The 11648-nt window shown below is 47.2% G+C and carries 11 protein-coding genes and 1 other annotated feature; of the genes, 4 read left to right on the top strand and 7 right to left on the bottom strand.

Translation table 11 applies throughout. The features are described from left to right. Positions 1–166 precede the first annotated feature (166 nt). The 4 genes from M1E06_RS08840 to M1E06_RS08825 all read right to left on the bottom strand — a co-directional run bounded on the left by M1E06_RS08840 (position 167) and on the right by M1E06_RS08825 (position 3625). On the bottom strand, positions 167–676 hold the full coding sequence (locus M1E06_RS08840; RefSeq protein WP_023855132.1) for a DUF3189 family protein: 510 nt from the start codon (positions 674–676) through the stop codon (positions 167–169). Positions 677–729: 53 nt separating this feature from the next. Further along, positions 730–1452, bottom strand: a complete 723-nt coding sequence (locus M1E06_RS08835; protein ID WP_026579336.1) for a poly-gamma-glutamate hydrolase family protein — start codon at positions 1450–1452, stop codon at positions 730–732. A 427-nt stretch (positions 1453–1879) separates the two neighbouring features. Further along, on the bottom strand, positions 1880–2662 hold the full coding sequence (locus M1E06_RS08830) for an SDR family NAD(P)-dependent oxidoreductase (protein WP_023855134.1): 783 nt from the start codon (positions 2660–2662) through the stop codon (positions 1880–1882). 9 nt (positions 2663–2671) lie between these two features. After that, a complete protein-coding gene (locus tag M1E06_RS08825) occupies positions 2672–3625 on the bottom strand; it encodes an MBL fold metallo-hydrolase (RefSeq protein WP_035339347.1) in 954 nt (317 codons plus the stop codon). A 145-nt stretch (positions 3626–3770) separates the two neighbouring features. Further along, positions 3771–3972, top strand: a binding site (T-box leader). A gap of 44 nt (positions 3973–4016) precedes the next feature. Between M1E06_RS08825 and proC the strand changes: the two genes are divergently transcribed. Beyond that, positions 4017–4838, top strand: coding sequence for a pyrroline-5-carboxylate reductase (gene proC / locus M1E06_RS08820; protein ID WP_023855136.1), 822 nt, complete (start codon positions 4017–4019; stop codon positions 4836–4838). Between the two features lie 63 nt (positions 4839–4901). Here proC and M1E06_RS08815 read toward each other — a convergent pair whose 3' ends face one another. After that, a complete protein-coding gene (locus M1E06_RS08815) occupies positions 4902–6506 on the bottom strand; it encodes a M20/M25/M40 family metallo-hydrolase (protein ID WP_095323517.1) in 1605 nt (534 codons plus the stop codon). A gap of 136 nt (positions 6507–6642) precedes the next feature. Between M1E06_RS08815 and namA the strand changes: the two genes are divergently transcribed. Then, positions 6643–7713, top strand: a complete 1071-nt coding sequence (gene namA / locus M1E06_RS08810; protein WP_095323518.1) for an NADPH dehydrogenase NamA — start codon at positions 6643–6645, stop codon at positions 7711–7713. A 222-nt stretch (positions 7714–7935) separates the two neighbouring features. Beyond that, positions 7936–8697 (top strand): alpha/beta fold hydrolase, encoded by a 762-nt coding sequence (locus M1E06_RS08805; protein WP_033155092.1) that lies wholly within the window; start codon positions 7936–7938, stop codon positions 8695–8697. Positions 8698–8732: 35 nt separating this feature from the next. Here M1E06_RS08805 and rpmG read toward each other — a convergent pair whose 3' ends face one another. Both rpmG and rnz read right to left on the bottom strand, forming a co-directional pair. Continuing rightward, entirely contained in the window at positions 8733–8882 is a 150-nt protein-coding gene (rpmG, locus tag M1E06_RS08800) for a 50S ribosomal protein L33 (RefSeq protein WP_003183271.1), read from the bottom strand. Positions 8883–8999: 117 nt separating this feature from the next. Beyond that, on the bottom strand, positions 9000–9923 hold the full coding sequence (gene rnz / locus M1E06_RS08795; RefSeq protein ID WP_025811189.1) for a ribonuclease Z: 924 nt from the start codon (positions 9921–9923) through the stop codon (positions 9000–9002). Between the two features lie 232 nt (positions 9924–10155). Here rnz and zwf point away from each other — a divergent pair, with 232 nt between their 5' ends. Beyond that, positions 10156–11619: a glucose-6-phosphate dehydrogenase gene (gene zwf, locus M1E06_RS08790; RefSeq protein WP_031304722.1), complete on the top strand. Its 1464-nt coding sequence runs from the start codon at positions 10156–10158 to the stop codon at positions 11617–11619. Positions 11620–11648: the final 29 nt, after the last annotated feature.

The following is an 11648-nucleotide window of genomic DNA, read 5'->3' as shown; positions in this document are numbered from 1 at the left end:
GTAATTCTAAGGTTATAGATTCGTCCTATTTCAACAATATCCTCTATCTTATATTCAATTTTTTAGAAAATGTCCTTTTTAAAAAACAATTACTATATTTAAAAAATAAAAAACGCTTCCAATATGGAAGCCGAAAGACTCATCATACTGGAAGCTGTTTAGATGTTCATTTTTTTATGAAATTGTTATCCAGCACTTCGATCACCGAAGAAGTCGTTTTTGAACGGTCTTTTGTTTGCTGCACCAGTTTGATGATGTCTTTGTATGCCTGCTGCGCTCCGAGCACCAGCAAAGGAACCCCGATCGGATCGATTTTCAGCCTTCTTGAAAATAAACCGCCGAATGTCATCGCAATGGGCACAGTCGGAGACGTGTTTGAAAAAACGACTTTTTCCTGCAGTTTTCCGTTTTTTTCAAACAGCTCAAAAACGCCCAGCATGGCTGGAATGACCGCTTTTGATGATCCTCTGCCGATCGTGTACACCTGGTGGCCTTCTTCATCAAGACCGTGAAAGATTAATTTTCCCATTTCCTTCGGACTTAATTGATTAAAACAGTCGGTGCTTAAAATTTCGTTTTTCGACGGTTTTCTGCTGAATGGGAGCTTTTTCAGATGATAAGCGGCGGCAAGTGCAGAAGAATGAGTGCCGCCGTAACAGTTGTATATATAGATCAACATACTCACCCTCTTAAATGTCTTTAGTTTTAATGTGACCCAAATATACAATCTTATTTATACCGCGTTTCCAAAACTTCTTTAACAGCTGAGACATACGTTTGGAACGTCTCATTTTTAGAACTTGCCCGCGTCCACAGGCCGAACTCCGAAAAAAAAGCCTCTCGTTGAGGCGTGCTGATTTCCAATTGAATGCTTTGACCTGTTTTGCATTGATTATTGATATTTTCGGGATTTCCCCCTGCAAGCCGGTGGCTTGGGCTGACCAGCTCCGCTGAAAAACCTTGGTTGTGCAGCGCTCTGACAATCGCTTTCGCCCCTCCGGTATCCGTTCCTCCTACAAGCGTATGTTCAACGATGTCATGATATCCATGAAAAGCCAGCGTATAGTTGTGCTCTTTGACCGCTTTGACGGCCTGCGGTTCATCAAAATGATTGCTTGTGATGTGAAGATCCCAGTTTTGCGAGGGTTTGATTCCTTCGAATAAGTAAGTGGAATAATCGGCGCTGAAGGCGCGGACAAGTTCACTGACACCTCCTTCGATTCCTCCGCCGTGCGGCGAAAGAATCAGCAGTTCGGTGCCCATGTCTGTATATTCGATTTGATAATCTTCTCCTTCTGTTTCATGTTCGGCAAGCTCGGCAAAATTGGCGTATTTGTCTGCAGATGAAGCGACGCTCTGCAGCGGAAATTGAAAGATGACCGTTAAGCAAATCCCCGTGACTAACCAGATGATGCAACGATTTTTCATCAATGGGTTCCATTCTTCCTGCACCGTTAAGAAACTCCTTTTATCGTGTATTTTGTTGCGAGTATCACGTGATATCATGTTTCGGCCGGGATGAGAGAATTTCAATAAATGGTAAAATATTACTCCTTTTCGTCACCCAGTTGCCATTTTATATAAGAAGAACAGCATAACGAAAGCGACCTTTACCTTATTTTTCATCAGCGGCCGGCACGTGTTCCCGGAAGCACGGAATCTTTCGGCATACAGTATTTTTATATCGATTGCCTCAGACGGGACAGGTGCCTTCAGATCAAGCAAAGCCTATAGAAGGAAGCACAGGTTCGGTGCAGCGGTTTGAAGAGGGACAAAGTCTCCCTGTCTTTATATGATATTTTGAGCCTCTCTGACAGGAGATCATCTAAAAAAATGCAAATAAAAAAGAAACGGACGATTCCGTTCCTTTCAGAGACGATCATTTTTTATAGAAAGCGCTCCGGCCTGCTCGTTCAACCAGGGCTGGGAAGAGCTGATAGAGTTTGCTGACGCCGTTCATCCAGCCTGGAAGATTAATTTCTCGCTTGTTCGTCATCATTGCCGAGACGACTTTCTTAGCAACCTGATCCGGATCAAGCATCCATCTCTCGACGCTTTTGACATAATCCCCTCTTTTATCGGCCGTCTTAAAAAAGTCGGTTTGAATCGGTCCAGGATTGACCGTTGTCACGTTGACCCCCGTTTCGGCAAGCTCCATTCTCAAGCTGTTTGAATACCCGAGCACAGCATGCTTTGTTGCCGCATAAAGGCTTGACTTGGGCGTCGCTAATTTGCCCGCTTGCGAGGCGATGTTGATAATATGGCCTTTGTCTTGCCTGATCATATGCGGGAGTGCCATTTTCGTGCAGGCGATCAGACCGAATACGTTGACTTCAAACATCGCTTTCATATCTTCAAGGGAAGCGTCAAGCGCGTTTTCGAAAATACCGAATCCCGCGTTGTTCACAAGAATATCAACCGGACCGGCCTCTTGGAACGCCGCTTTTATGTCATCCGTCCGGCTGACGTCCAATGCGATTATGCGGCATTTTGCACCGGTTTCATCGGCGATGTTTTGCTTCAAAGCCATGAGGCGGTCTTTTCTGCGCGCAGCCAGAATGACCTCGGCTCCTTCCTTGGCGGCATGGTATGCGATCCGTTCCCCAAGTCCTCCTGAAGCCCCTGTAATCATCACGTTTTGCTCTTTCAACTTTTGCTGCATGTTCGTCACCTACTTTGCGTAATAGTACTCGATTCCATCGGCCGTTTCTGCTCCGATCCTCCCTTGGGATTCCAAATCGTCAAGCTGCCCAATCGTTTCTGACATCGTTAAGAACAGCTCTTTTTCATAGACTGCAGGGAACAGTTTTTGACATATCTGATAAGGTGAATGCGGTTTTTCAGTAAGGATGCGGTACACCTCTTCGGCTCTGTTTCGCTGCTTTTCCAGCCTTTTGGCGACAAGCTCATTCACTTTTGTGATGTCCTCCCCGTGGCCGGGATAAATAATGTTGAGCGGAAGCTCCCGCAGCCTGCCGAGCGATTTCAAATAGTCCAGCAGCGGAGTCGGGCGCCTTTCTCCTTTTTGCGGCACTTCAAGAAGCGGATTTGAAGAAGACGGCTTTAACAGCAAGTCTCCTCCGAGCATGCTTCCAAGCTCCTCATGATAAAGGACAATATGTGAAGCGGCGTGTCCGGGCGTCTCAAGAACCCTCCACCCTTCAAGCCCGTCAATTTGCGCGCATTCTGAAACGGTCTCTGTCAAAGTCCGATTACAGGAAAACCGGTACGACGCTTTTACCGTAAGCCCCGGCGGCTTCATATCGCCGGGAACGCCGAATCGCTGATACAGGTATGTAAAAAAGGCCTTTTGTTTTTCAATAAAATCGGGATTTTGGCTGATATACGGTTCATTGAACGGATGGCCGATGATGTTGACCCCTGCGGGGAATTCGTCCAGCAGTCCGGCGTGATCAGCGTGATGATGGGTCAGAACGACCTGGTCAATATCGTTTAATGACAGTCCCTGGCCGGCCAGCTCTTTCTTCAAAACGGCGGCCGCCTCCTTTGTGTTGGGCCCGGCATCGACCAGAGTCAGCGCCTCGCCTCTGACCAAATAAATGTTGACGTCTCCGACTGCAAACGGAGTCGGCAGTGAAATAGGAATGATTCTTGCGTCTTTCATCGTTTGATTCTCCTCATCCTGCGAATTGATGTTGATCATATTTTACCTTTTTCTCCCGCGCATGTCATTTTTGCTTCAAATGCCTGTTGACATTTCATCATTCCTCATAGCATAATGAACAACAAATATATGCAGGTAAATGATTGAAGACGCAATGAAGAGGAATAGTAAACAAGCAATGGTGAAAGAGAGTGAAATCCACGGCTGAAAGATTTCACAGCCCGCTTGCATGTTGAACCTGCCCTCAGAGCGCTTAGGCAAACCTAAACGTATCCCGCGTTACGGGGCAAGAGCTGAGCATGTATATGCTAATGAAGGTGGTACCGCGAAACCTTTTCGTCCTTTGTGAAGACGGAAAGGTTTTTTTGTTTTTTAGAAGGAGGAATTCATAATGAAACGAATGGGATTTATCGGAGCCGGTTCGATGGCTGAAGCGATGATTAAGGGGCTTGTCAAAAGCGGTGCGATGGAGCCGGAAGCGATATTCGTTACGAATCAGTCGAATACGGCCAGACTTCGTGAGTTAAGCGAGACATACGGGGTGTGCGGAGAAGCCGATACGGCAAAAGTCGCCGCCCGTTCGGATACACTCGTTTTGGCGATGAAGCCGAAGGACGCGGCGGCCGGAATGGCCGCACTCCGCCCCTATTTGCGAAAAGATCAGCTGCTGATTTCAGTCCTTGCAGGCATTCCGATTCGCACGATCCAGCACTACGCCGGGCTTGATCTGCCAGTTGTAAGGGCCATGCCGAATACATCGGCCTCCATTCAAAAATCAGCCACAGCCTTTGCGGCAAGCCCGCTCGTGACGAAAGAGCAGATGCGGGAAGCAGCTGACCTCTTTGCGACAATCGGAAGCGTTGCAATCGTTGAGGAATCTGCCCTTGATGCGGTGACAGCAGTAGCCGGAAGCGGCCCCGCTTTTGTTTATCGATTTGTCGAAGCCCTGCTGGCGTCAGCTGCGGAATTGGGACTTCCTGAAGAAACGGCGAAACAGCTGATTATCGATATGATGTCAGGTGCGGCTCAAATGCTTGAAACCGGCAGGAACCCTTCTGTCATGAGAAAAGAGATTACAAGCGCCGGAGGGACAACAGAAGCAGGCCTTCGGGTGCTTGACGACCAACAATTTGAACAGATCGTCATATCCTGCGTCAAAGAAGCGGCGAATCGTTCTGCGGAAATCAGGGATATGTTTGCGGCCAAAATTTAAAAAAATCGGGAGACAGCGTTTCGCTTGTTCCCGATTTTTCCCCAAGCGGCCCCGTCCGTATACTTAGAGAAGCTTGTGTATCGCCAGCCGAAGGATATCGGGCAGCTTTCCGAATGAAAACGGCACATGGAGGCGTTCCGTCCATTTATGAGGGTCTTTGCCGGCCGGCCCGATATTGATGACCGGCACAAACAGTGCGTTTTCTCGTCCTTTAGGCAATGAATAGCCGTGTTGAAACAGCGGCATATTGGATGTGAACGCATCGACAGACTGCTTTTGCAGCTGAAGGTAGCTTAAATCGGACAGGCCGGGAAAATATTGGACTTCTGTAAATTCAATACCGTACCTGTCGGCCGCATACTGTTTCACATCTTTCATCACCTTTCGGATCAAAGGATCGTCCTTTGAAGAAACAGCCGGATAAAACGGCGGACTGTAAAACAGAACGATCATCGGAGCATCTTCTTTGCAGAGCGAAGCCAATTCAGACACGATTTTCGTTGAAAAATCGCGGTCTCCAAGCTTCCCCCTGTTGGCAAATGCAAAGTTGAGTATGCGCTCCGCCTCGGACTTCCCGGCCTTTTCCTTTGCTTTGTTCCACAGCTCCTCAAACGTCAGCACGGAAACGGTCGGATTCATTGGCGTGAATGCTTCAAATCGCTGATATTCGGCCGTTTTACGCTCAATATTTGTTTGAATATTGGCGGCCGCTTCCTTGGCTGTGTCAAGCAGCATGTGATGGAGCTCGGCGGCGGAACGCTCCATCATCAGCACATTAAAGAGCGACACCGCTGCGTGAGGAGTCTGAACCGAGTACGCTTCCTTCAAATCTTTTTGCATCAGATTGGCCGGGGGAGGCGTCACTTCTCCATCCGCTTCTTCGCAATAGTCAACGTTTAATTCGAGCAGCCTGTTGATTTCGGACACCATTAAATTCGCATTCACCCCTGCAAACGGCTCGCCGACATGCATCTCAATCCCTTTGCAGAAAAATCCGGCAAGCGCTTTGCCGATGCTGCCTGAATAGACGTATTGCTTCTGATCTCCCGGATGCTTTTCAAACATCGGCTCACAATTTAAGCATGATGTATAATGAAGGCCAAATTCCTCTTCTAAAGCTTTCAGTGCGGGTACAGCTTCAAGCATCCCCTGTGAGTTGACTTCTTCGTCCGGAACCGTAATTAATAGAAGGTTTCCGTCAAATTCTCCGTTCATCGCCCGTTCCAGCATCGAAAATTGAACAGCAAGACCCGCTTTCATGTCCATGCTTCCCCTTCCAAACAGCCACTCGCCGCTTTCCAAGTCACTTCTGACCCGTTCAGGCAAAAGTTCTTTTTTATCATTTAATACATCCATGAGTTCCGGGACTTTGCATGCCATATGTTTGAATTCGCCGTAGTCTGCCGTATCGACCACGTCAAAATGGCTCAAGAGGAGCACCGTATTTGATTTCTCTTCCTTTTTGACGAGGGCGGTTAGAAAATAACGCCCGTCTTCCATCGGGTGAAGCTTTAAATATTCAGGATTCTTTTGAAAGTACGAACGGTCTTTTAATAAATCATGCATATACTTCGCAAGCGCCACTTCTCCGGCCGTGTCTGAGATGCTTTCGTATTGAACTAGAGTAATGAGCAGCTGTTTCAGTTCTTCCACTGTCTGCCACTTCACAAAGCAAACCCCCTCTTTCGCTGTTTTCCGCAGGTGTATGCAAATATCGTATTTAGTAAAAAATAGAATGTGAACAACTTTATTGTACTGAACATTCTTACATATGGAAATGACTTGAGCAGTTTATATGACGTGAATGGGCAGAATTGGTATAATCGAGGCGAAAACTTACGGGAGGCGAAAAAATTTGAGTAATCGAAAACTGTTCACACCATGGAGTTTAAAAGGAGTTACACTAAAAAACCGGATTGTCATGTCGCCGATGTGCATGTATTCCTCCCATGAAAAGGATGGAAAAGTGCAGCCGTTCCACATGACCCACTACATCTCCCGCGCCGTCGGACAAGTCGGACTGATCATGGTAGAAGCTACCGCCGTCACCCCAGAGGGCAGAATCTCCGATCAGGATCTTGGTATATGGGATGACGCGCATATTGACGGACTTGCCGCATTAACGTCACAAATCAAGCCGTACGGCAGCAAAACGGCGATTCAGCTGGCACACGCCGGAAGAAAAGCCGAGGTCGAAGGTACAATCTACGGGCCTTCAGCTCTTCCTTTCGACGAAAATTCGCGAACACCTGTTGAAATGACAAAAGAAGACATAAAAGAAACCGTTCAGGCTTTCAAAAAAGGAGCTGAACGCGCGAAAGCCGCCGGCTTTGACATCATTGAGATTCATGGGGCCCACGGATATTTGATCAACGAATTTTTATCACCGCTTTCCAACAAACGCGAGGATGAATATGGAGGATCACCGGAAAACCGCTACAGGCTGCTTCGCGAAGTCATCGACGCTGTAAAAGAAGTCTGGGACGGGCCATTGTTCGTACGCGTTTCAGCTTCAGACTACAAAACAAAAGGCCTTGATGTCGCCGATTATGTCGGTTTCGCCAAATGGATGAAAGAACAGGGCGTTGATTTGATCGATGTCAGCTCCGGTGCAGTCGTGCCTGCCGACATCAACGTCTTCCCGGGCTATCAAGTCGGCTTCGCCGATACAATTCGCGCCCAAGCCGAAATCCAGACAGGTGCAGTCGGGTTGATCACAAGCGGCCTTCAAGCTGAGGAAATCCTCCAAAATGGACGCGCAGATCTCATTTTCGTTGCGCGAGAGCTGCTGAGAGATCCATACTGGCCGAAAACCGCTGCCAAACAGCTGAACACAAAAATTGAAGGACCTGTTCAGTACGACAGAGCCTGGTAAGTTGCTGATATCCCGCCTCAAGGCGGGATATTTCTTTTTTTCAAACTCGTGAGAAACGAACATCCTTGTTCGTGCGTCTTTCCTAATAGAACACCATATACAGAGAGCTGATATCCCGCCTCAAGGCGGGATATTTCTTTTTTTCAAACTCGTGAGAAACGAACATCCTTGTTCGTGCGTCTTTCCTAATAGAACACCATATACAGAGAGAGGATGACCTCTATGACCATAACGGAAAGAATATATACAGTTGAAGGATGCATGTTTTACACAAAGCAGAGAAAAGGAAAAAAGAACGCAACCATTATTTTTGAAGCGGACTACGGTTCTTCTTCAAAGACTTGGCAGCCCATTTTACCCGATATAGACGAAGATCTCGGCTTGTTTGCATACGACCGTGCAGGCCTTGGCAACAGCGGGCCGAGCAGCAGCAAAAGAACAGCGGATCAGATGGTGAAGGAACTAAAAGCGCTGCTTGCAGCAGCAGGCGTCAAACCGCCATACCTGTTTGTTGCCCATTCGTTCGGCGCCGTCATTGCAAGGTTGTTTGCAAGCCGGTACAGCGATGAAGTCATCGGCATGGTGCTGCTTGATCCCGCTTGTGAAGATCAGGAGGAAACAGTGCTGCCTCTTCTTCCGGAAACATTAAAAGAAGACTACAGCAAACAGTTTTCGATCGAAGGGTCCCATGAGGACTTTCAACAAAGCCTGGACATTCTGAAGCAGGAAAAGAAACACCTCGGTTCGGTTCCTTTGCTCGTCCTTTCGGCGGGAAAAAGAACGGAGGCGGCGAAACAGGCTCATCACGAGTGGCTGAAGCTTCACAGCAGACTGCTGTCTCTTTCGCATCAAAGCGGCTGGATTCAAGCGAAAAACAGCTCGCATTTGATCCATCATGATGAGCCCCACATCGTCCAGCTTGCGATCTATGATGTGTGGTATGCCGCACAGCAGCAAACATACGCTTATCAAGCCGCCAATTAAACAAAAAAACCAGCAGACATTCTGCTGGTTTTTTGTTATTTTGTTTCTCGGTGTATCGTGTGCCTTTTCAGACGCGGAGAATATTTTTTCAATTCCAGGCGATCCGGATTTGTACGTTTGTTTTTTGTCGTAATATAATTGCGGTCCCCTGTTTCAGTACACGCCAATGTAATTTTGACTCTCATGTTGTCCTCCTTATCAAAACGTAATGATTACGCTTTATTATACACCATTTTAAAACCGTGTCAACAAAAAAAGCTTCCCGTCCCGCATTGCCGGAACAAAGAAGCTTCGAATGCCAATTAAGTTCTTTTGATCTCATGCTCATAAAAGTCAAAAGCTGCCACGGTATCAGGAAAGATCGCTTTCGCTTCATTTACCAGTTCAAGCACGTTTTCCCCCTGGTATCTTGCACTGATATGGGTTAAAATCAGTTCTTTTGCGCAGGCCTCCCGCGCTGTTTCCGCCGCTTGTTCTGAAGTGCTGTGATAATAGTCTCCGGCAAGCTCCCTGTCGCCTTTCGCAAATGTTGCTTCATGGATGAGGACATCGGCTTTTTCGGCAAGCTTCTTCACATTCTCGCATGGCCTCGTATCTCCGGAAAAAGCGACAATCCGCCCTTTTTTCGGCGGTCCGATAAAGTCTGCACCGCGAATCTTCCGGCCATCTTCCAATGTGACCGTCTCCCCGTTTTTCAGCTTTTGATAAACAGGGCCAGGCGAGACTCCGGTCTGTTTCAGCGCTTCGGCGTCAAGTGCGCCTGGAACATCTTTTTCCTGCACGCGGTATCCAAAAGCGGGGATGCCGTGAGATACGCTTCTCGCCGTCACGATAAACTGGTCATCTTCAAAGACTGTCCCTTCTTCAATCTCCTTAATCACAAGCGGATATGTGACATGCGTCCCCGATACGTCAAGCGCCGTTTCAAGAAACGTTTTGATTCCTTGCGGTCCGTACACGGTCAGCGGACCTTCTCCTCCCTGGAAAGAGCGGCTGCTGACAAGACCCGGAAGCCCGTATACATGATCGCCGTGAAGATGGGTAATAAAAATCTTTTCAATTTTTCTGGGCTTGATCGATGTATGTAAAATTTGATGCTGTGTGGCCTCCCCGCAGTCAAACAGCCAAACAGACCGCCTTTCTTCTAAAAGCTTCAATGCAACGGATGTGACATTCCTCGTTTTTGCGGGGATGCCTGCTCCCGTTCCTAAAAATAATAACTCCAATATCCTTTCCTCCTGCTAAAAACTTCATCTATCACAAGCATACAGGAAGTCTGAGAAAAAAGAAACGCCGGCTTCACGCCATGCTATGCAACTAAATACCCTGCCCGTTTTCAGTAAACTTTTCATACGATTCGATCTCAAATGTTTGCTTTAAGGGATTATTAGCTTTAAAATGAAGAAAATAAACTTAGCTTCGAATAAAGTGAGGTACGTTTAATTGAAAAAAGATCAAATGGAACCAAAAGCAGTTATCGTAATATTTGGCGCAACAGGGGATTTGGCAAAACGAAAACTATATCCTTCTATCCACAGGCTCTACGAAAACGGACAAATCGGGAATGAATTCGCGGTTGTCGGAGTCGGCAGACGCCCTTGGACAAATGAAGACTTTCGCAGTACCGTACAGCAATCGGTTTCGAAGTTTCCGTTAAACGAAAAGGATGTAGACGAGTTTACATCTCACTTCTACTATCATCCTTTTGATGTTACAAATTCCGGCTCATACCGGGAATTGAACGAACTTTTAGAGAAGCTGGAAAGTACATATGATATTCCGAATAACCGGATGTTTTACTTAGCGATGGCTCCTGAATTTTTCGGAACGATTGCAAAGTTCCTAAAATCAGAGGGTGTCACTTCAACAACAGGCTGGTCAAGGCTCGTGATCGAGAAGCCTTTCGGACATGATCTGCCGAGCGCAAAATCCTTGAATCAGGAAATTCGTGAAGCCTTTACAGAAGATCAAATCTATCGGATTGACCATTATCTAGGAAAGCAAATGGTGCAGAACATCGAAGTCATCCGCTTTGCCAACGCGATTTTTGAGCCGCTTTGGACAAACAGATACATCTCGAATATTCAAATCACGTCAAGTGAAGATTTGGGTGTGGAAGACAGAGCGAGATATTATGAAAAATCCGGTGCGCTTCGAGACATGGTTCAAAACCACATTCTTCAAATGGTGGCGCTGCTTGCGATGGAACCGCCGATCAAGCTGAACACGGAAGAGATCCGCAGCGAAAAAGTGAAGGTGCTCAGAGCCCTTCGTCCGATTCGAAAAGACGAAGTCGATCAGTTTTTTGTGCGCGGCCAGTATGACGCGGGTGTCGTTGACGAAAAACAGGTTCCGGCTTATCGCGATGAGCAAAATGTAGCAAAAGAGTCGAATACGGAAACGTTCGTTGCCGGCAAACTGCTGATCGACAACTTCAGATGGGCCGGTGTGCCGTTCTACATCCGGACAGGGAAACGGATGCAGAAAAAATCAACCCAGATTGTCGTCCAATTTAAAGACATTCCGATGAATCTTTATTACGGAAACGGCAACACGATGCATCCTAACCTGCTGGTGATCCATATTCAACCGGATGAAGGCATCACCCTTCATTTAAACGCAAGGAAGCTTGGAGGCGGCACTTTTGCCCAGCCGATCAAGCTCGACTACTGCCATAACTGCGGGGACGGCATCAACACGCCTGAAGCTTATGAAAAGCTGATTTTGGACTGTTTGCACGGAGACGCGACAAACTTTGCCCACTGGGATGAAGTTGCGCTTTCCTGGAGTTTTGTTGATGCGATTTCTCAAAACTGGGAGGAAAACAAAACCCTTTCCCCTAACTATGAGGCGGGCTCTATGGGACCGAAAGCTTCTGATGACCTGCTCGCAAAAGACGGCTTTCATTGGTGGCCGCTTTAATAAAAAACAGCCTTCACATTGAAGGCTGT

It is taken from the genome of Bacillus sp. AK124 (assembly GCF_053903085.1).
This window is presented reverse-complemented; position numbering and strand designations above follow the sequence as displayed.

Bases quoted from the DNA above. Each gene is read 5' to 3' on its own strand.
- M1E06_RS08830 (WP_023855134.1), bottom strand. From the start codon at position 2,662: ATGCAGCAAAAGTTGAAAGAGCAAAACGTGATGATTACAGGGGCTTCA.
- M1E06_RS08825 (WP_035339347.1), bottom strand. From the start codon at position 3,625: ATGAAAGACGCAAGAATCATTCCTATTTCACTGCCGACTCCGTTTGCA.
- proC (WP_023855136.1), top strand. From the start codon at position 4,017: ATGAAACGAATGGGATTTATCGGAGCCGGTTCGATGGCTGAAGCGATG.
- namA (WP_095323518.1), top strand. From the start codon at position 6,643: ATGGGCAGAATTGGTATAATCGAGGCGAAAACTTACGGGAGGCGAAAA.
- M1E06_RS08805 (WP_033155092.1), top strand. From the start codon at position 7,936: ATGACCATAACGGAAAGAATATATACAGTTGAAGGATGCATGTTTTAC.
- rpmG (WP_003183271.1), bottom strand. From the start codon at position 8,882: ATGAGAGTCAAAATTACATTGGCGTGTACTGAAACAGGGGACCGCAAT.
- zwf (WP_031304722.1), top strand. From the start codon at position 10,156: ATGGAACCAAAAGCAGTTATCGTAATATTTGGCGCAACAGGGGATTTG.